Source organism: Proteus sp. fly-1067, from assembly GCF_040139345.1.
Lineage (GTDB): Bacteria > Pseudomonadota > Gammaproteobacteria > Enterobacterales > Enterobacteriaceae > Proteus > Proteus vulgaris_B.
Map to the genome: position 1 here is coordinate 100,999 of NZ_JBEEUL010000002.1, position 19,418 is coordinate 120,416.

Consider the following 19,418-nt stretch of genomic DNA (forward strand, 5'->3'; position numbering starts at 1 on the left):
CTGTAACTTGAATTATTTAGAGTATCTACTTGTTATACTTTAAGTTGTAGATTGTTTGTCACTCATCGCCTAGCTGTAACTTGAATTATTTAGAGTATCTACTTGTTATACTTTAAGTTGTAGATTGTTTGTCACTCATCGCCTAGCTGTGACTTGAATTATTTAGAGTATCTACTGGTTATACTTTAAGTTGTAGATTGTTTGTCACTCATCGCCTAGCTGTAACTTGAATTATTTAGAGTATGTAGATTTCTCTATCTCTATCACCATTTTTTGTTTCTTTTTAATGGTTATATTTATTGATATATAACCAGTTTCTAGCATCTAATCCTTTCAATTTACGCTGTATCTTGATATATACAGCGTGTCATCCTTTAATTTAAGTGGAATTAGAACATGAAAAAATTATCAGGCAAGCTACTTGCTGGCGCAGTTATCTCTTTTGCTTTAGTAAGCCAAAGTTTTGCATCGGAAAAAGTAACGGTATTTGCTGCCGCTTCTCTTACCAATGCTCTTAATGAAATTTCGGCACAATATAAGCAAGAGAAACAAGCTGAAGTTGTTGCGTCTTATGCATCTTCTTCAACGCTAGCTCGTCAAATTGAACAAGGCGCACCTGCAAATCTGTTTATTTCAGCAGACCAGCAGTGGATGGACTACGCAATCGATAAGAATTTAATGGTTGCAGATTCACGTCATACACTATTAGGTAATGATTTAGTGCTTATTGCCCCTAAAGATAGTCAATTAAATGACGTTGTTATTAATAAGGAAACCAAATGGAAATCCTTACTTAATGGCGGAAAACTAGCGGTTGGCGATCCGGATCATGTGCCTGTTGGTATCTATGCGAAAGAATCATTAGAATATTTAGGTGCATGGGACACAGTAAGCCCAGAAATGGCTCGAACTAATAACGTACGTAGCGGTATGGCGTTGGTGGAACGTGATGAAGCACCATTAGGTATCGTATACGGTTCTGATGCGGTTGCGAGTGATAAAGTGAAAGTGGTCGGCGTATTCCCAGCTGATAGCCACAAACCTGTTGAGTATCCAATGGCAGTTGTAAAAGGTCAGGACAATAAAGCAGTTCGTGATTTTTATGACTATCTGAAAACACCTCAAGCCGCAGAAATCTTTAAGAAATACGGCTTTAGCCCACTGTAGGAATTATACTTTTGGAGATGTTAAGTGAATACGAATGGCAAGCCATTATACTAAGCCTTAAGGTATCGACTGTTGCGGTTATTATCAGTCTACCTTTTGGTATTTTTATGGCTTGGCTTTTAGTTAGGGTACGTTTTCCCGGTAAATCATTGCTTGATAGCATTATCCATTTACCTTTAGTTCTTCCTCCTGTTGTGGTCGGTTATCTTTTACTGATCAGTATGGGAAGACGTGGATTTATTGGTGAATGGTTGTATGACTGGTTTGGTTTTAGCTTTACATTTAGTTGGCGAGGCGCAGCACTTGCATCTGCAGTCGTTGCATTTCCACTAATGGTAAGGGCTATCAGATTAGCATTAGAGGCTGTCGATCAGCGTATGGAACAAGCGGCAAGAACCCTTGGGGCTTCACCATTACGCGTCTTTTTTACCATAACGTTACCTTTGTCTATGCCAGGGATCATCGCAGGAATTGTGTTGGCATTTGCGCGCTCATTGGGAGAATTTGGCGCAACAATCACTTTCGTCTCCAATATTCCTGGGGAAACAAGAACTATTCCTCTGGCAATGTATACCTTGATTGAAACACCGGGCGCAGAAATGGATGCCGCCCGTTTATGTGTTATTGCAATTATTTTGGCGCTCGTCTCTTTAATGGCTTCAGAGTGGCTAACTCGTTGGGGGCGTAAAAGATTGGGGGGCGTATGCTAGAGATGAATTTTAAACAGACGCTAGGATCACTGCGTCTGGAAGTCAATACTGAACTGCCAACAGAAAGTATTACCGCAGTCTTTGGTTTATCTGGGGCGGGAAAAACTTCCCTAATTAATGTGATTGGCGGTTTAACCAAACCCGATTCGGGTCGGATTGTATTAAATAATCACACACTGGTTGATACTGAAAAGAAAATTTATCTGCCGCCTGAAAAACGTAAAGTGGGTTATGTATTCCAAGATGCCAGACTGTTTCCTCATTACACCGTAAGAGGAAATCTGCTTTACGGTATGTCGCCAACAATGAAAGTGCAGTTTGATCGCATTATTCATTTATTAGGGATTGGTCATTTACTCTCTCGGTTTCCTATCACCTTATCAGGCGGTGAAAAACAGCGTGTTGCCATAGGGCGAGCGTTGTTAACAGCGCCTGATATTATGTTGATGGATGAGCCTTTGGCTTCGCTTGATTTACCGCGTAAACGCGAGTTACTGCCATATTTAGAAAAGCTCTCACAAGATGTACAAATTCCGATTTTGTATGTAAGTCATAGTCTTGATGAAATTATTCGACTTGCTGATAATGTCATTGTGATGGATGCAGGAAAAATCAAGGCAACAGGTAAGCTGGAAGATGTATGGGCAAGTAGTGCATTACGCCCGTGGTTACAAAAAGAGACATTAAGTAGTATCGCTAATGTGATGGTAGTCGAACACCATAGTCATTACGATATGACAGCAACCGCTTTTGGTAATCAAGTGCTGTGGTTGCCTCAAATCGAGACTAAAATTGGTCGCGATGTGCGTGTGCGTATTGATGCTTCTGATGTGTCACTGACTACCATTCGTCCTTCAAATAGCAGTATTCGTAATATTTTGCATATGAAAGTGGTTGAAACCATTAAAAATGATGGCCAAGTTGATGTGAAACTTGTCAATGACGGTAATTATTTATGGGCAAGGATCACGCCTTGGGCAAAAGATGAGTTGAATATTCAAGAAGGGCAATGGCTTTATGCGCAAATTAAGAGTATTTCGCTAAGTCGCCATCTTTGATTATCAGTTATATTTATCGAGAAAAAGACCTTATTTTAAATGAGGTCTTTTTCTTTTGGGTGAGGTAAAAATAAGACTAAGACAAAATATATTTATGAATAGTTTCTGCAATACCCGGTTGTGAATTCACTTTGGTGACCATTTTAGCGCGAGCTTTTACTTCGTCAGAGGCATTACCCATTGCAACACCTAAGCCAACATGTTCTAGCATGCTAAGATCATTAAAATTATCACCAAAGGCAATAACATCACTCATATTCATGCCATTCGCTTCAACCCAGCGTTGTAAACGGTGGCCTTTACTGTTGCCTTTTTTGGCGATATCAACTTGATCAACCCAAGACCATTCGCACTCTAAACCGACTTGTTGCTCAATTTTTTCAACTAAAGCGCGTAATTCATCGTGATCAGGTGTTGTTGTTGCTATTTTCCAAATGGCATTAACATCATGCATGGCCTTATAGAAATCATCGACTTTAATTAAGTTTGGACGCTGTGCAGTGGGTAATGTTTCTGACCATTTTAAAGTACGCTGCACAGGGGCTGATAGTTGGTCATACATCATTGCATCATCAGCATAAACTAAGTGATGTACATCTGTTTGTTTAACGAGATCTAATACTGCGCTGGTTTCTTGAGTGGTTAATGGATCGGATTCCAGTACCTTTTTACCAATATAGTCATAAAGGTAGGTTCCATTACAGCAGATCGCAGGGGTATCAAGATCGAGTGCTTGATAGAATGGATGAATAGCAACATGATGACGACCTGTTACAATTAAAACTTTAACACCAGCCTTTCTTGCAAGATTGAGTGCTTCTAAAGATTCTGGCAGGATACGTTTTTGGTCATCAAGCAGTGTGCCATCAAGATCCAAAGCAATAACGCGATATGACATAAATAAGCCCCTTGATAGTATATAAGATGCAATGGTGTTGATGTTACACGTTAACCAATAAAAGATAAACTAGCTTAATCGTTACAATCAAACGTTGGTTTTTCTATTATTCTTTATAAATCAATGGGTAATGGATTTTAAGGAGAAGGAATGAAACAGGTAGTCTACGTAGCAAGTCCAGAGAGTCAGCAAATTCATGTTTATGCGTTAAACACCGAAGGTGAAATGGATTTATTGCAGGTTGTTGAGGTTGCAGGGCAAGTGCAACCCATGATTGCAAGTGCTGATGGAAAATACCTTTATGTAGGTATTCGTCCTCATTTTAGTGTGGTGACATTTGCGATTGCTGTCGATGGTCAGTTAGAGCAAAAGGCTATCACTTCCATTCCAAGTACACCTGTTCATTTATGCTTAGATAAAACGGGGCGATTTTTGTTTGTTCCTTCTTATCATCAAGGTAATTTAGCTGTTTTGCCTATTAATGCGCAAGGGATCCCCCAATCACCTATTCAAATTATTGAAGGCTTAAATAAGCCTCATTCATCTAATATTGATTGGAATAATAAACAACTGATTGTGCCTTGCTTAGGTGAAGATCATATTCGTTTATTTGATTTATCAGAAGACGGTCGTTTAACAGAAGCGGGTACTGAAGAGCTAACAACAGCACAAAATGCAGGTCCTCGTCATATGGTATTCCATCCTAATGGTGATGTGTTTTACTGCCTTAATGAATTAGATGCGACAATCAATGTATATCGTCGTATGGGGGATTTATATCGCTTAATGCAAACCGTGGATATTGTGCCTGAAACCTTTAACAGTACTCGTTGGGCGTCAGATATTCATATTACACCTGATGGCTGTTTTCTTTATGCAAGCGAACGTTCTGAAAGCTTTATTTGTGCAATGGCAATTTCAGAGGCGGGCGATTATCTGCAACCTGTGGGTTATTACCCAACGCAAACACAGCCTCGTGGCTTTAATCTTGATAATACAGGAAATTACCTGATTTCTTGTGGCCAAAAATCAGATTTTGCGTCTGTTTCTCGTATTGATAAACACACTGGCGCTTTAACTGAATTAGCGTGTTACCCAGTAGGCAAAGGTGCTATGTGGGTTACTGTTGTGACAAAATAAAAGTCACTTTAAACCTCTAGCGAAATATTTTATCGCTAGAGGTTTAATTCTTTATGAAAGATGAACCACTTTCTCAATAGCTTGAGTGAGTTTAGAGAGGTTTGCTGGTGGCATAATAAATGGCGGCATAATGTAAATCAGCTTGCCAAAAGGTCTGATCCAAACCCCTTCATCTACAAAGATTTTTTGTAGTTTTGCCATATTGACGGGCTCATTCATTTCGACCACACCAATCGCCCCTAAAACCCGCACATCTTTGACACTTTTTACCTGCTTTAGTGGTAATAGCTCTTTTTTAAGTTGTGCTTCTAGTCGTTCAACTTGGTTTATCCAATCGCCTTTTGCTAATAGAGATAAACTGGCATCTGCAACAGCACAAGCTAAAGGATTTCCCATATAAGTAGGACCATGCATAAAGCATCCTGCATCGCCTTGGCTTATGGTTTCTGCAATATGGCGCGTGGTTAAGGTTGCCGATAACGTCATATATCCACCTGTTAATGCTTTACCTACACACATAATATCAGGAGAAATTCCAGCGTGTTCACAGGCAAAAAGTTTACCTGTTCGGCCAAAACCAGTGGCTATTTCATCGGCAATGAGTAGTACATCAAACTCGTCACACAGTGCTCTTGTGTGTTTTAAATATTCAGGATGGTAAATCCGCATTCCACCCGCGCCTTGAACAATAGGCTCAAGCATTACTGCCGCAATTTCGTGGTGATGTTGTTCTAATGTTGAGCGTAATGAATTGATATCACTTGGGTTCCACTGTTCATAAAAGCCTGTTTGAGGCGCATCAACAAATAGGTGATTAGGCAAGTAGCCTTTATAAAGACTGTGCATGGAGTTATTCGGATCACACACTGACATTGCGCCAAAGGTATCACCATGATATCCCTGTTTTAACGCCACAATACGTTGACGTTTTTCTCCTTTAGCTTGCCAATATTGCAAGGCCATTTTCAGTGCGACTTCAACGGCAACCGAACCTGAATCCGCTAAGAATATGCATTCAAGAGGCTCAGGTGTTATTGCTAATAATTTTCGACAAAGTGATACTGCTGGAGGATGAGTAATGCCACCAAACATTACATGAGACATATTGCTTAGTTGTGTAGTAACCGCATTATTAAGCTCAGGATGATTATATCCATGAATTGCTGCCCACCATGAAGACATTCCATCTATCAGTTTTCTACCATCAGCCAAGACTAGTTCAACGCCTTTTGCACTGACGATAGGGTAAGCAGGTAACGGATTACTCATCGAGGTGTATGGATGCCAAATGTGGCGTAAATCAAAAGCGATATCTTCAGGTGTCATTCTATTTTTCACTTAATCATGTAAACCAATGGTGATCAATTTTAGTTGACATGATAACCCTATTATTTAAACTGGCAATCACTTTTAAATAGGAGATTGTATTGTGAGCACACTAAAACGCTGGACATTAAAAGAAGCCAGAGCATTGTTTGATATGCCATTTTTAGATTTGGTTTTTCAAGCGCAACAAGTGCATCGTCAACATTTTGATCCTTCACAGATCCAAGTCAGTACGTTGCTTTCTATCAAAACAGGGGCTTGTCCTGAAGATTGTAAATATTGTGCTCAAAGTGCGCGCTATAAAACGGGATTAGAAAAAGAACGTTTAATGGAAGTGCAGCAAGTAATTGAATCAGCAAAAAAAGCAAAAGCGGCTGGTTCAACGCGTTTTTGTATGGGAGCTGCTTGGAAAAATCCGCATGAACGTGACATGCCTTACCTTGAACAGATGGTGAAAGAAGTCAAAGCATTAGGTATGGAAACTTGTATGACACTGGGTAAGTTAGATGATTCACAAGCTAATAGATTAGCTGATGCGGGGCTAGATTTTTATAACCATAACCTCGATACCTCACCTGAATTTTACGGCAGCATTGTGACAACGCGAACGTATCAAGATCGTTTAGATACACTTGATAAAGTCCGCAATGCAGGCATTAAAGTCTGCTCTGGCGGAATTTTAGGTTTGGGTGAAGAAGTGAAAGACAGAGCCGCAATGTTGGTACAATTAGCCAATTTGCCACAACCTCCAGAAAGTGTACCAATTAATATGTTAGCCAAAATCAAAGGTACGCCATTGGCTGATAATAAAGATGTCGATCCTTTTGATTTTATTCGTACTATCGCCGTTGCTCGTATCATGATGCCACGCTCTTATGTTCGCCTTTCTGCTGGTCGTGAGCAAATGAGTGAACAAACACAAGCATTCTGCTTTATGGCTGGGGCGAACTCTATTTTCTATGGTTGCAAATTATTAACAACAACTAATCCAACTGAAGATAAAGACCACCAACTATTCCGTAAATTAGGCTTAAATCCTGAACGATTAGCAGTATCTATGGGCGACAATCAGCAAGAAGAAGCTTTAATACAAGCAGTTGCTAATAAAGACACTGAACAATTTTATAACGCGGCACTGTAATGAGTTGGCAAACCTATTTAAATGAGCAACTTAATGAGCGTAGAAATACGCCATTATGGCGAAAACGCAAAGTGATCAAACGAGTAGATGGGCGTTTTTTGATCACAATATCAGGTGAAAAGTACCTTAATTTTTCAGGCAATGATTATTTAGGTATTAGCCAACATGCGGATGTTATTAAAGCATGGCAGCAAGGCGCTGATGAGTACGGTGTAGGTAGCGGTGGATCAGGACATATCACCGGATTTACACAAGCGCATGCACAATTAGAACAACATCTAGCAGATTGGCTAGGTTACGATAATGCATTGTTATTTTCATCAGGTTACAGTGCCAATCAAGGCGTTATTTCGGCATTACTTGAAAAAGACGATGCCATTATTGCGGATAAACTTTGCCATGCCTCGTTAATGGAAGCCGCTGTATTATCACCAGCTACATTATGGCGTTTTTTACACAATTCTTTTGACTCTTTATCTCAACGACTTAATAAAACGTCAGCTAGTAAAACCTTGGTGGTTACAGAAGGGGTATTTAGCATGGATGGAGATCAAGCACCATTAACAGAAATAGCAACAATAAGCCGACAACATGATGCATGGTTAATGGTCGATGATGCACACGGTATTGGTGTTTTAGGTAAAGAAGGTCGAGGCAGTTGTGATAAATCGGGTATCAAACCTGAGTTATTAGTGGTGACTTTTGGTAAGGCTTTTGGTATCAGTGGGGCGGCAGTACTTTGTAACAAGCCAACAGCGGAATTTTTTGAACAATACGCTCGTCACCTTATTTATAGTACCTCAATGCCACCTGCACAGGCAGTCGCGTTACATTCAGCATTAAATATAATTAAGCAAGCTGATGGTGAGCGAGCATACCTTCAACAATTAATTGATACCTTTCGTCAAGGTGTTATTTCGCTTCCTATTAAATTATTACCTTCACAAACGGCTATTCAGCCATTAATTATTGGTGATGAACAATTATGCCAAACACTTTCAGGTTATCTGCAATCTAAAGGGCTTTGGGTAAAATCTATCTTTCCACCTACAGTTCCACCTCATAGCGCACGTTTACGAATAACGTTAACCACTCGCCACCACCTTTCAGATATTAAGCTGTTAATCGAGACGCTTCATGCATTCTTTAGTCAAAACAGATAAACAACGTATAGCCCAAACATTTGGTAAAGCGGCTATTCATTATGATAATCACGCCAATATTCAGCGCTACAGTGGCAATAAATTAATGGATTTAGCGCGTTATGATAGTGGCAATATTGTCTTAGATGCAGGATGCGGAACAGGGTATTTCAGCCAAAAATGGAAACAACGCGGATACTTTGTTATTGCACTTGATTTATCACATAAGATGCTACAAGTGGCAAAACAACAACAACGGGCAAATGATTATCTACAAAGTGATATAGAGCATTGTGCAATTATGCCACAAAGTGTGGATATCGTGTTTAGCAATTTAGCGATGCAATGGTGCGATGATTTATCCGTTGCGATTAATTCACTCATGAATGTAGTAAATAAAACAGGAGCACTTTATTTCTCAACACTCGCTACGTTGACACTGCAAGAAGTCAGAGACGCTTGGCAATTTATTGATAACCACCCGCATGTTAATCCTTTTTTATCACTTCATGATATTGAGAAAGCGTGTTGTGGTTTTCATTGCCAATTTTCTACTGAAACTGTCACGGAACACTATGATTCATTACATGCGTTGTTTGCTTCTTTAAAGGGTGTTGGTGCCAATTTTGTACAAGGTGATAGACAAAAAGGGTTAATGACGCGACAAAAATTTCGTGCACTAGAAAAGGTATGGAAAACAGATTCAGGTAAATATGTACTTACCTATCAAATTGTTATAGGAAAAATATCACATGACTAAAATAGTGTTCTTAACAGGTACAGATACAGAAGTAGGTAAAACCGTGGTAAGTAGTGCTCTATTACAATGTGCAGCACATCAAGGATATCAAACTGCGGGCTACAAACCTGTTGCTTCGGGAAGTGAGTGGCTAAATGAAGGTTTACGTAATTCAGATGCACTTACATTGCAAAAATTCAGTACGGTAAAGTTAGATTACCATCGTGTGAATCCTTATTGTTTTGAAACGCCAACATCTCCTCATATTATCAGTCAAGAGATGCATCAGCCTATTGATTTTAATGTGATGTCAGAAGGCTTATCTTACTTAAAACAGCAAGCTGATTGGATTTTAGTTGAAGGGGCTGGTGGTTGGTTTACGCCACTATCAGAAAAGCAATTTTTTTCTGATTGGGTTATTAGTGAACAGCTTCCCGTTATTTTAACGGTAGGTGTTAAATTGGGTTGTATTAATCATGCGTTATTAACGCAACAAGCAATTATTCAGTCTGGTTTAACATTGGCGGGGTGGGTTGCCAATGAAGTTGAACCCGCAGGGCGATATCAGAAGGAATATCTGGCAACATTAAAGCAACATATTAAAGCACCATTCTTAGGCAAAATACCCTATTTAAATGAAGTAAAAGAGCATGATTTTACGTCTTACCTCGATCTTTCTTGTTTAAAACTAGGTTGATAAGCCATTATTGGATAAATGATCAAAGTCTATTTCTTATATCAATAAAAAAATAAAAAAAATAAATTTCTCCGATTTTGAGGGATATTTTAAGCTGGAAAAAAAGACGTAACCTACCGAGAGATAACAACTTTGTGTAGTTATCCACTATTCCTGTGGATAACCTTGTGTATTACCATTATAAAAATACTCTGAATAGAGAGAATACAAGGCATTGCTAAAGATTGGCGTTATTCTCAACTTTTATTTTTAATTCTTATATATCAATTAATTAAATAAAATCAATAGAGCGGATGTTGTTGACGTGTCTCTTTGAATAATTCACAAAATAGGGGCTTGCTTTTTGAAAAAATTCCAGTTCCAAAACTGGGGATAACTTATGCTAATTATTCAAACAAATTTTAGTAGATAGAGATTGAAGCTGGATTTTTATCCAGTATCATAAGGAGTGTCAGCGAGGAGAAGAAAATATGAGCAAAGCTTTTAAACTGCATTCTGAATTTAAGCCTGGTGGTGATCAACCTACGGCTATTGCTTCACTTTGTGAAGGATTAGACGATGGGCTTGCACATCAAACCCTCTTAGGGGTAACTGGTTCAGGTAAAACTTTTACTATTGCTAATGTGATAGCCAACTTAAATCGGCCTACGATGGTGCTTGCGCCAAATAAAACTTTAGCAGCACAGCTTTACAGTGAAATGAAAGAATTCTTTCCTGAAAATGCAGTAGAATACTTTGTTTCTTATTACGATTATTATCAGCCAGAAGCCTATGTGCCAAGTTCTGACACCTTTATTGAAAAAGATGCCTCAGTTAACGAACATATTGAACAAATGCGTTTGTCTGCCACTAAAGCCTTATTAGAACGCAAAGACGTGATTGTGGTGTCATCCGTTTCTGCGATTTATGGTTTGGGTGATCCTGACAGTTATTTAAAAATGATGCTTCACCTGACGAACGGCATGATAATCGACCAACGTGCGATTTTACGGCGTCTCGCTGATTTACAATATACTCGCAATGATCAAGCTTTTCAGCGCGGGACATTTCGTGTCCGTGGTGAGGTGATTGATATCTTCCCTGCTGAATCTGATGATTACGCTTTACGTGTTGAATTATTTGATGAAGAAGTCGAACGCCTTTCGCTCTTTGACCCTTTAACTGGGCAAATCCACTACAATGTGCCCCGTTTTACCGTTTACCCTAAAACGCACTATGTCACCCCACGCGAGCGTATTCTTGAAGCAATGGAGGAAATCAAAAAAGAACTTGCAGAGAGACGCAAAGTGCTTTTAGCGAATGATAAACTTGTTGAAGAACAACGTGTGACACAGCGCACCCAATTTGATCTAGAAATGATGAATGAGCTGGGATATTGCTCAGGTATTGAAAACTATTCACGTTATCTATCAGGTAGAGGGCCAGGTGAGCCACCACCAACCCTATTTGATTACCTTCCTGCTAACGGTCTATTAGTGATTGATGAATCACACGTTACCATTCCACAAATTGGTGGAATGTATAAAGGCGACCGTTCTCGTAAAGAAACTTTGGTTGAATATGGTTTCCGTTTACCCTCGGCACTCGATAACCGCCCATTACGTTTTGAAGAGTTTGAGGCGTTAGCACCACAAACAATTTATGTTTCAGCAACACCGGGTAAATATGAGCTTGAAAAATCAGGTGATGAAATTGTCGAACAAGTTGTAAGACCAACAGGCTTACTTGACCCGATTGTTGAAGTGCGGCCGGTTTCTACACAAGTTGATGATTTACTGTCTGAAATTCGTATTCGTGCTGCAAAAAATGAACGTGTACTGGTTACCACATTAACAAAACGAATGGCAGAAGATTTAACAGAATATCTAGAAGAGCATGGTGAGCGAGTTCGCTATTTACACTCTGATATTGATACGGTTGAACGTGTCGAAATTATTCGTGATTTGCGCCTTGGTGAGTTTGATGTATTAGTCGGTATCAACTTACTCCGAGAGGGATTGGATATGCCAGAGGTCTCTTTGGTTGCTATTTTGGATGCAGATAAAGAAGGTTTCTTGCGTTCAGAGCGTTCATTAATTCAGACTATCGGCCGTGCAGCTCGTAACCTTGAAGGTAAAGCGATTTTATATGGCGATAGAATTACGGACTCAATGGCGAAAGCAATTGGTGAAACTGAACGTCGCCGAGAGAAACAGCAACAATTTAACCTTGAACATGGCATTGTACCTAAAGGGCTAAATAAAAAAGTGGGTGATATTCTTAAAATTGGTCAGCCTTCTCAAGGTCGTAACAAGAAAGGGCATAAAGCAAAAGATATTCATGAAAATTACCCATTATTATCGACTGCTGAGCTAGAAAAAGAGATCCAGCGTTTAGAGGCTGAAATGTATCAACATGCCAAAGATCTTGAGTTTGAAAAAGCCGCAAGTACGCGAGATAAACTACAAGCGTTGCGAGCTCAATTTATTGCGAACTCTTAATAACAGAATTTAAACCAGCACAATAAAGGGATATCTGTATATTTACTCCAGATTATCCCTTTTTCCCTTTTATCTTTCACTTTTTCCCTAGTTTTATATTCCCTTAATGGCGTTCAACTGTTTAAATATCACCACAAACAAGCGTCAATTATTTACAAAGATAAAAAAGATATTAAGGACAGTGAATGAGCGGTTATGTTTATGCAGGGTTTCCCAGCTCTGCAGGGGTTATTATTGGTGTTATTCTTCTTATTTTGCTTTTTAAATGGTTACGCAAATTTGCTGTACAAGATAGTGAATTATCAAAACCATCAACAGCAGGGCAGGAGCCCATTTTATCTGAAGCAGAAAATACAACAGATCAATTATTACCTCATGAATGGGGATTATATGTAGCAGCACCTTACGCTGTGATGAATGAATGGGCATATAACGAATATGACCAAGGTAAAGATGATGGTGGATTATCAGCAGGTTGGGGAATAAACGACCGTTGGGATTTAGTCTATCAATTATTTTGGTTGCTCACTCAAGGTCACACTAATGATTTTTATCAGCTACGTGACCAAATTTTGGATGGCAAAGAAGACGATGTTCAGTCATTAAAAAATGACATTTTGCTTTCAGAGTTAACAGAACATGATAAAAACGAGCGTTTATGGCAAATCGATATGATGAGCACTAATCGCATGAATATTCAAAATGTGAAATACCTTATTTGGGATCTCTGCCGTTTTAACAAGCTCTGTTTAGAAGGATGTCAGCAAGGTTATATTACCCAGCAAGAAGCGCAAACATGGTCGCTAATGAGTGCCTCAATGTTACGTCGAATTTACGATGGCTGGGAAGATATGTGGAAAAACTTTATTGCAGCGCGTTGGTTTTGGGCGAGTGGCGATCAAGATTGGGTTTCTTCTCATCAAGCTTTTACGGATGTTATACAAAATATTCTTAATGCAGAAGATACGTTGGCAACAGAAGAAAACTGGATAATGGATTTGCCACCATTGGATTTAACATCTTTCTCTCGTACTGTGGCTGGCCTCGGTTTAATGAAAAATGACGTGCCAATGACACTTTCTGAAATTGAAGAAACCATTAGCCAACGTATTACGTTAAAACACCTTAATAGTTAATAATGCGTTGAAAACCAATAGCAATATTATGTTTTCATCGACAAAAAAACCGCATTTGCTGTCTATTACAGATGCGGTTTTTTAATGAAATTAGGTAATTAAATTTTATTTAATGGCTTGAGTCGATGCGTTACGTTGCCCTAATTGTTGCAGTGTTAACTCAATAGCTTTACCTAATAAATGGCGATCGTGACGATAAGGAATATCTTTAGCTTCCAATTGAGCCTGTACAATTAATCGACCTTTCATGGATTCATATTGAGTTTCAGGGCTAATGATCACCGCATCTATTGTTTGTAAACCAATATAGTTCTCCATCATGGCGATTTTATCAGACATCGTCATACTGGCAGCCGCGGGACTTAATTCTTTGCCTAAATTACCAATATAAATGGTTGTTGCACTACTACGGCGCAAGGCTTGTGCAAGCTCTGGCAATAATAACAAAGGCATTAAACTGGTAAAAAAACTACCGGGGCCAATTAAGATAAGATCAGCTTGTTCAATGGCTTCAATAGCTTCTCTTGTCGTTGGTACTTTAGGATAAAGATCAAGTTTTTGTGGGATCTTAGGCAAAATATCAACGTTAACTTCACCATAAATCTCATTTCCTTGATCATCTATCGCCATAAGGTCAACAGCTTGTTCAGACATTGGGATAAGATGCGCATTGACTCTTAATAATCCACGAATAAGATTAATAGCTTCTAAAGGTCGAACACTTAAGTTATCTAACGCTTTTAGCATTAAATTTCCTAAATTGTGTCCAGCCAGCTCACCTGTACCTGAAAAGCGGTATTCAAACATTGCAGAAGCTACTGAAGGCTCTGTAATTAATTGATTAATGCAATTGCGCATATCACCCCACGCAATGCCACCTTCTTCTTGACGAATACGGCCAGTAGAACCGCCATTGTCCGTTGTTGTGACAATACCAGTAAGGCGAGAGCCTAAGTAGGAGAGTGCTGAAAGCACACGCCCAAGGCCATGACCTCCACCAAGGGCAACAACACGATCTAAATCACTTAGCGTGCGATTTCGCATATTTGTTCTACTCATCTTTAAAAATTTGTCGCTAATTTATCACAATTAAATTTTAAGCCTATGATCACGGCGTGATTTCATCACATTCCTAGTTTAATTTTACTTTTGACAGCCTAATATTTAATCAATGAAAGTGTTTTTATTTATGTTATTAGCGTGACTAAAGTTTTGTAAGTCGTTGTATTATAAATTATATAGCGAAAACATTATTCGCTTTTTACATAATTAGCAGGTAGAATCCACAATAAATATATAGGTATTAGAAACCTGTGAAAAACAGGTAAAGATAAACTCCTAGCCTTAACGTCTAAGTCGTGTTTTGACAAGATATGATGTTCTGGCCGTGACGAAATAAGTCACCAGGGTGCAAGGTAGAAATGTCTGCATCTCCCGATTTGGAAAGGTGTTATTATGCAACAACTCGTTGATGCGTTTTCCCGCAAGTTTTTCTATTTACGTCTTTCAATTACAGACGTGTGCAATTTCCGTTGTACTTATTGCCTGCCTAATGGTTATAAGCCTAATGGTCACAAATCATTCCTTTCATTAGATGAAATCAGTAGACTCACACAATCTTTTGCTGCATTAGGAACAGAAAAAATCCGCTTAACGGGTGGTGAACCAACAATGCGCCGTGATTTTACTGATATTATCGCGACAATCAAAGATAATGCAGCGATTAAAAAAATTGCAGTAACAACAAATGGTTATCGTTTATCACGCGATGTTGCACAATGGCGTGATGCTGGATTAAATGCGATTAATGTGAGTGTTGATAGTCTCGATCCCCGCCAATTCCACGCTATTACTGGACAAGATAAATTTAGCCAAGTGATGGAAGGTATTGATGCTGCATTTACCGCAGGGTTCGAAAAAGTCAAAGTTAACGTTGTGTTGATGCGTAATGTGAATGACAAAAATCTTCCTGATTTTCTTAATTGGATCAAAGACAGACCTATTCAGCTGCGCTTTATTGAATTAATGGAAACAGGTGACGGTAGTGATATTTTCAACCGCTTTCATTTGTCTGGTGAAGTTATTCGCCAGCGCTTACTCAATGAAGGTTGGTTACAAATTCCTCGCGCCCGTAGTGACGGGCCAGCTCAAGTATTTACTCATCCTGATTATCAAGGTGAAATAGGTCTGATCATGCCTTATGAGAAAGACTTTTGCCTAACCTGTAACCGTTTACGTGTTTCAGCTATTGGTAATCTCCATCTTTGTCTATTTGGTGAAAATGGTATTCCGTTACGTGACCTACTTGCTGACGATAGTCAACAAGAGGCATTACAACAACGTATTCAGGGTGGTCTTCTTCATAAACGAGAAACACATTTTCTTCATCAAGGTGATAGCGGTATTACACCGAACTTATCTGTTATTGGTGGGTAGTTTTTCGCTCTGTTATTTCGTTAATTTCAGGAGTTGTGCATGTCTCAACTAACTCATATTAATGCTGCCGGTGAAGCTCACATGGTGGATGTTAGTGCTAAAGCTGAAACAGTGCGAGAAGCGCGTGCTGAAGCCTTTGTTGAAATGTCAGCAGAAACATTAAGTATGATCACCGAAGGCAAACACCATAAAGGTGATGTATTTGCGACCGCAAGAATTGCAGGTATTCAAGCAGCAAAAAGAACATGGGAATTAATCCCACTATGTCATCCGCTGTTATTAACTAAAGTCGAAGTACGTTTAGAAGCACTCACTGGATCTAATCGTGTACGTATTGAATCTGTTTGCCGTTTAACGGGTAAAACAGGGGTTGAAATGGAAGCATTAACTGCGGCATCAGTAGCTGCGTTAACGATTTATGATATGTGTAAAGCCGTTCAAAAAGATATGGTGATAGGGCCTGTACGTTTATTAGAAAAAACAGGTGGTAAATCAGGTCATTTTAAGGTGGAAGCATGATTAAAGTTCTCTTTTTTGCTCAAGTCCGTGAGTTAGTCGGTGTTGATTCTCTTGAATTAGATTGTGAGTACCACACAGTAGACGATTTACGTAAAGCATTAATTACCAAAGGTGAACGTTGGTTGCTGGCGTTAGAAGATGGCAAGTTACTCTCTGCGGTAAACCAATCTTTTGTTCAAGGTTCTCACGTTATTAATGACGGTGATGAAATCGCCTTTTTCCCACCGGTTACAGGAGGATAAGATGAGCGCATCAACTCGTATTTCAGTACAAACCGAAAATTTTAATGTTGGCGATGAATACCAATGGCTTTCTGAGTGCGATAGCGATGGCGCCGTTGTGACCTTTACAGGTAAAGTGCGTAATCATAATCTCGGTGATGAAGTGAGTACGCTTACTCTTGAGCATTATCCCGGTATGACTGAAAAAGCACTTAATGACATTGTAAGTGAGGCGAGATCTCGTTGGCCTTTACAACGTGTAAGTGTTATTCACCGTGTAGGAACTTTGCATATTGGTGAAGAGATCGTGTTTGTGGGTGTTACCAGTTCTCATCGCAATAGCGCGTTTGAATCCGCTGAATTTATTATGGATTTTTTAAAAACACGCGCACCGTTTTGGAAAAAAGAAGGGCTTTCTGAAAATAACGATAGATGGGTGGATGCACGCCAAAGTGATTATGATTCAGCCGAGCGTTGGGAATAAATTATTACGTTCAATTAAACGCTACATTACTTTACCTAAATTTATTTTGTGATGACATTTCATACAGTTTATTTCATGGAAATGTAAAATCAGTGTGATAAAATTAAATTCTAATGAGTCCATAATGGGCTCTTTACTGAAATAAACGTTATTATTAAATCTAACGTTATCACTATGATTAAAGGGTAATCATCATGGATCGATTTTCACGTTCAAATGATTCAATCGTACAACGCACAGGTTCTGGCCTACAAACCTTTATGGCTCAGGTTTATGGTTGGATGACTGTAGGTCTGTTATTAACTGCGTTTGTTGCATTCTACGTTGCATCAAGCGAAGCATTATTATCAATGATTTTCTCAAGCAAGATCGTCTTCTTTGGTCTGATCATTGCTCAATTAGGATTAGTTTTCGTGTTATCAGGTATGGTTCATAAAATGAGTGGTGCAATGGCAACCTCATTATTTATGCTCTATTCCGTGTTAACGGGTGTGACTATCTCAAGCGTATTACTGCTTTATACCGCATCTTCAATCGCTAGCACATTCTTTATCTGTGCTGCTATGTTTGGTGCATTAAGCATTTACGGTTACACCACTAAGCGTAGCTTAACGGGTATGGGTAGCTTCCTGTTTATGGGGCTTATCGGTATCATTATTGCTTCTATCGTTAATATCTTTATGCAAAGCTCAATGATGAGCATGGTTATCTCTTATGCGGGTGTGTTAATTTTTGCAGGCTTAACGGCTTATGACACACAAAAACTAAAAGATATGGGTAATGAAATTAACCAAGAAGATAAAGAAAATATGCGCCGTTACTCAATTATGGGTGCATTAACGCTTTATTTAGATTTCATCAACCTGTTCTTAATGTTACTGCGTATTTTAGGTGATCGTCGTTAATTTTAACGATATCTGCGGATAAACGTAGTTAAAAAACAGCATAAAAAATAAATCCCACAACTTTATAAGTTGTGGGATTTTTTTGTGCTTTAATTGCTATTATTTTAAGCAATCTTCCTTTGGAAAAGATAATAGGCAATGCTACCCGTTCCTGCTGCAATCACTAATAAAGGCCATAAACTGTGCCATATTACTGTAATATCAGCATTTTTAAGGTAAATCTGCTTTGTAATATCGGTGAAATGACGAATTGGGTTTATCCATGTGGCATGTTGTAGCCAAACTGGCATGTTTTCTACGGGAGAAATATAGCCTGATAATAAAACGGCAGGCATCATAAATACGAAGACACCAATAAAAGCCTGTTGTTGTGTTGAACTTAATGCTGATATTAATAAGCCAAAACCCACCAGTGATAAACCATAAATTAGCATGGTAAAATAAAACAATAATAATGAACCTGAAAAGGGTATTTGATAACCAAATATCCCTATAATCAATACAATAGTACCTTGAATGGCGGCAACAACCATCGCCGGAACCGCTTTACCCACAAAAATTTGCCATGTTGATAGAGGGGAAACTAATAGTTGATCCAAGGTACCTTGCTCTCGCTCTCTAGCAACTGAAAGTGAAGTGACTATCATTACGCCAATGGTGATAATCAATGCTACTAATGAGGGCACAATAAACCATTTATAATTTAAATTTGGGTTATACCAATTACGAACAACAAGTTCTGTTTTATTCAGTAAAGACGGTGTATGTCCTGCTAATTCAGTTTGGTAATTTTGTACGATTTGTTGTACATAATTAGCAGCAATTTGCGCACTATTAGAATTTCGCCCATCTAAGATTAATTGCAATTTAACAGGGATTTGGCTTTCTAAGTTAGCACTAAAGTTTTGTGGAAATCGAACCAATAAAAGTGCTTTACGATTATCAATGGTCTCTTTTATTTCATGTTCATTTTTCAGTAATAATGTTTGAGAAAATGCACTAGCTTTGGCAATACGTTGGGTTAACTCAATAGATTGTTTACCATTATCTTCATCAAAAATTGCGATTGAGGCATTGGTAACATCTAATGTTGCGGCAAAAGGAAATAAGATCATTTGAAAGATAACAGGCATTATCAAAATAATACGAGTCTGAGGCTCTTGTAATAATGACTGTAGCTCTTTCATTATTAGGGTGAGAAGACGATACAACATAAATA

The 19,418-nt window shown here is 38.8% G+C and carries 19 protein-coding genes and 1 riboswitch; of the genes, 15 read left to right on the forward strand and 4 right to left on the reverse strand.

What is annotated here, in order from left to right; genetic code table 11:
* The first annotated feature begins 396 nt into the window (after positions 1-396).
* From modA to modC, 3 genes are read left to right on the forward strand one after another with little or no spacing between them, the layout of a single operon-like run.
* A complete protein-coding gene (modA, locus tag ABN217_RS05085; protein ID WP_072070568.1) occupies positions 397-1,167 on the forward strand; it encodes a molybdate ABC transporter substrate-binding protein in 771 nt (256 codons plus the stop codon).
* A 17-nt stretch (positions 1,168-1,184) separates the two neighbouring features.
* The gene (gene modB, locus ABN217_RS05090) at positions 1,185-1,877 is read left to right on the forward strand and encodes a molybdate ABC transporter permease subunit (RefSeq protein ID WP_006537607.1); all 693 of its coding nucleotides are present in this window, start codon (positions 1,185-1,187) and stop codon (positions 1,875-1,877) included.
* Positions 1,871-2,935: a molybdenum ABC transporter ATP-binding protein ModC gene (gene modC, locus ABN217_RS05095; protein ID WP_340895668.1), complete on the forward strand. Its 1,065-nt coding sequence runs from the start codon at positions 1,871-1,873 to the stop codon at positions 2,933-2,935. The genes modB and modC overlap by 7 nt, the downstream gene beginning before the upstream one ends.
* 76 nt (positions 2,936-3,011) lie before the next feature.
* Here modC and ABN217_RS05100 read toward each other — a convergent pair whose 3' ends face one another.
* A complete protein-coding gene (locus ABN217_RS05100) occupies positions 3,012-3,833 on the reverse strand; it encodes a pyridoxal phosphatase (protein WP_340895669.1) in 822 nt (273 codons plus the stop codon).
* Between the two features lie 150 nt (positions 3,834-3,983).
* Between ABN217_RS05100 and pgl the strand changes: the two genes are divergently transcribed.
* Entirely contained in the window at positions 3,984-4,973 is a 990-nt protein-coding gene (gene pgl, locus ABN217_RS05105) for a 6-phosphogluconolactonase (protein WP_340895672.1), read from the forward strand.
* A 51-nt stretch (positions 4,974-5,024) separates the two neighbouring features.
* On the opposite strand, the gene bioA is transcribed toward pgl, so the two are convergent.
* Positions 5,025-6,299 carry an adenosylmethionine--8-amino-7-oxononanoate transaminase gene (bioA, locus tag ABN217_RS05110; protein WP_349439398.1) on the reverse strand — a complete coding sequence of 425 codons (1,275 nt, stop codon included), beginning with the start codon at positions 6,297-6,299 and terminating at the stop codon, positions 5,025-5,027.
* A 103-nt stretch (positions 6,300-6,402) separates the two neighbouring features.
* On the opposite strand from bioA, the gene bioB reads away from it, so the two are divergent.
* From bioB to ABN217_RS05140, 6 genes are all read left to right on the forward strand, one after another.
* Entirely contained in the window at positions 6,403-7,440 is a 1,038-nt protein-coding gene (bioB, locus tag ABN217_RS05115) for a biotin synthase BioB (protein ID WP_349459158.1), read from the forward strand.
* Positions 7,440-8,603, forward strand: coding sequence for an 8-amino-7-oxononanoate synthase (gene bioF / locus ABN217_RS05120; RefSeq protein ID WP_196553398.1), 1,164 nt, complete (start codon positions 7,440-7,442; stop codon positions 8,601-8,603). The genes bioB and bioF overlap by 1 nt, the downstream gene beginning before the upstream one ends.
* Positions 8,578-9,342: a malonyl-ACP O-methyltransferase BioC gene (gene bioC, locus ABN217_RS05125; RefSeq protein WP_197269411.1), complete on the forward strand. Its 765-nt coding sequence runs from the start codon at positions 8,578-8,580 to the stop codon at positions 9,340-9,342. The genes bioF and bioC overlap by 26 nt, the downstream gene beginning before the upstream one ends.
* Entirely contained in the window at positions 9,335-10,018 is a 684-nt protein-coding gene (gene bioD, locus ABN217_RS05130) for a dethiobiotin synthase (RefSeq protein ID WP_197269410.1), read from the forward strand. The genes bioC and bioD overlap by 8 nt, the downstream gene beginning before the upstream one ends.
* Before the next feature lie 470 nt (positions 10,019-10,488).
* On the forward strand, positions 10,489-12,498 hold the full coding sequence (gene uvrB, locus ABN217_RS05135; protein ID WP_072070559.1) for an excinuclease ABC subunit UvrB: 2,010 nt from the start codon (positions 10,489-10,491) through the stop codon (positions 12,496-12,498).
* A 185-nt stretch (positions 12,499-12,683) separates the two neighbouring features.
* The gene (locus ABN217_RS05140; RefSeq protein ID WP_115350879.1) at positions 12,684-13,634 is read left to right on the forward strand and encodes a DUF1266 domain-containing protein; all 951 of its coding nucleotides are present in this window, start codon (positions 12,684-12,686) and stop codon (positions 13,632-13,634) included.
* 105 nt (positions 13,635-13,739) lie between these two features.
* On the opposite strand, the gene yvcK is transcribed toward ABN217_RS05140, so the two are convergent.
* Complete coding sequence (gene yvcK, locus ABN217_RS05145; protein WP_196553394.1) at positions 13,740-14,678, reverse strand: uridine diphosphate-N-acetylglucosamine-binding protein YvcK; 939 nt, start codon at positions 14,676-14,678, stop codon at positions 13,740-13,742.
* Between the two features lie 279 nt (positions 14,679-14,957).
* Positions 14,958-15,100, forward strand: a riboswitch (molybdenum cofactor riboswitch).
* On the opposite strand from yvcK, the gene moaA reads away from it, so the two are divergent.
* From moaA to ABN217_RS05170, 5 genes are all read left to right on the forward strand, one after another.
* Entirely contained in the window at positions 15,090-16,070 is a 981-nt protein-coding gene (gene moaA, locus ABN217_RS05150) for a GTP 3',8-cyclase MoaA (protein ID WP_115350881.1), read from the forward strand. (Overlaps the previous riboswitch by 11 nt.)
* Positions 16,071-16,109: 39 nt before the next feature.
* Positions 16,110-16,589 carry a cyclic pyranopterin monophosphate synthase MoaC gene (gene moaC, locus ABN217_RS05155; protein ID WP_023581221.1) on the forward strand — a complete coding sequence of 160 codons (480 nt, stop codon included), beginning with the start codon at positions 16,110-16,112 and terminating at the stop codon, positions 16,587-16,589.
* Entirely contained in the window at positions 16,586-16,831 is a 246-nt protein-coding gene (gene moaD, locus ABN217_RS05160; RefSeq protein WP_072070557.1) for a molybdopterin synthase sulfur carrier subunit, read from the forward strand. The genes moaC and moaD overlap by 4 nt, the downstream gene beginning before the upstream one ends.
* Position 16,832: 1 nt before the next feature.
* Positions 16,833-17,294: a molybdopterin synthase catalytic subunit MoaE gene (gene moaE, locus ABN217_RS05165; RefSeq protein WP_197269407.1), complete on the forward strand. Its 462-nt coding sequence runs from the start codon at positions 16,833-16,835 to the stop codon at positions 17,292-17,294.
* Between the two features lie 194 nt (positions 17,295-17,488).
* A complete protein-coding gene (locus ABN217_RS05170) occupies positions 17,489-18,199 on the forward strand; it encodes a Bax inhibitor-1/YccA family protein (protein ID WP_072070555.1) in 711 nt (236 codons plus the stop codon).
* 104 nt (positions 18,200-18,303) lie between these two features.
* On the opposite strand, the gene ABN217_RS05175 is transcribed toward ABN217_RS05170, so the two are convergent.
* On the reverse strand, positions 18,304-19,413 hold the full coding sequence (locus tag ABN217_RS05175; RefSeq protein ID WP_196553392.1) for an ABC transporter permease: 1,110 nt from the start codon (positions 19,411-19,413) through the stop codon (positions 18,304-18,306).
* Between the last annotated feature and the right edge of the window lie 5 nt (positions 19,414-19,418).

What these genes read in the sequence shown, in the direction of transcription:
- uvrB (WP_072070559.1), top strand. Translation starts at nt 10,489, where the DNA reads ATGAGCAAAGCTTTTAAACTGCATTCTGAATTTAAGCCTGGTGGTGAT.
- modA (WP_072070568.1), top strand. Translation starts at nt 397, where the DNA reads ATGAAAAAATTATCAGGCAAGCTACTTGCTGGCGCAGTTATCTCTTTT.
- yvcK (WP_196553394.1), bottom strand. Translation starts at nt 14,678, where the DNA reads ATGCGAAATCGCACGCTAAGTGATTTAGATCGTGTTGTTGCCCTTGGT.
- bioD (WP_197269410.1), top strand. Translation starts at nt 9,335, where the DNA reads ATGACTAAAATAGTGTTCTTAACAGGTACAGATACAGAAGTAGGTAAA.
- ABN217_RS05140 (WP_115350879.1), top strand. Translation starts at nt 12,684, where the DNA reads ATGAGCGGTTATGTTTATGCAGGGTTTCCCAGCTCTGCAGGGGTTATT.
- modB (WP_006537607.1), top strand. Translation starts at nt 1,185, where the DNA reads ATGTTAAGTGAATACGAATGGCAAGCCATTATACTAAGCCTTAAGGTA.
- pgl (WP_340895672.1), top strand. Translation starts at nt 3,984, where the DNA reads ATGAAACAGGTAGTCTACGTAGCAAGTCCAGAGAGTCAGCAAATTCAT.
- ABN217_RS05175 (WP_196553392.1), bottom strand. Translation starts at nt 19,413, where the DNA reads ATGTTGTATCGTCTTCTCACCCTAATAATGAAAGAGCTACAGTCATTA.
- bioC (WP_197269411.1), top strand. Translation starts at nt 8,578, where the DNA reads ATGCATTCTTTAGTCAAAACAGATAAACAACGTATAGCCCAAACATTT.
- ABN217_RS05100 (WP_340895669.1), bottom strand. Translation starts at nt 3,833, where the DNA reads ATGTCATATCGCGTTATTGCTTTGGATCTTGATGGCACACTGCTTGAT.
- moaE (WP_197269407.1), top strand. Translation starts at nt 16,833, where the DNA reads ATGAGCGCATCAACTCGTATTTCAGTACAAACCGAAAATTTTAATGTT.
- moaA (WP_115350881.1), top strand. Translation starts at nt 15,090, where the DNA reads ATGCAACAACTCGTTGATGCGTTTTCCCGCAAGTTTTTCTATTTACGT.
- bioA (WP_349439398.1), bottom strand. Translation starts at nt 6,299, where the DNA reads ATGACACCTGAAGATATCGCTTTTGATTTACGCCACATTTGGCATCCA.
- moaD (WP_072070557.1), top strand. Translation starts at nt 16,586, where the DNA reads ATGATTAAAGTTCTCTTTTTTGCTCAAGTCCGTGAGTTAGTCGGTGTT.
- moaC (WP_023581221.1), top strand. Translation starts at nt 16,110, where the DNA reads ATGTCTCAACTAACTCATATTAATGCTGCCGGTGAAGCTCACATGGTG.
- ABN217_RS05170 (WP_072070555.1), top strand. Translation starts at nt 17,489, where the DNA reads ATGGATCGATTTTCACGTTCAAATGATTCAATCGTACAACGCACAGGT.
- modC (WP_340895668.1), top strand. Translation starts at nt 1,871, where the DNA reads ATGCTAGAGATGAATTTTAAACAGACGCTAGGATCACTGCGTCTGGAA.
- bioF (WP_196553398.1), top strand. Translation starts at nt 7,440, where the DNA reads ATGAGTTGGCAAACCTATTTAAATGAGCAACTTAATGAGCGTAGAAAT.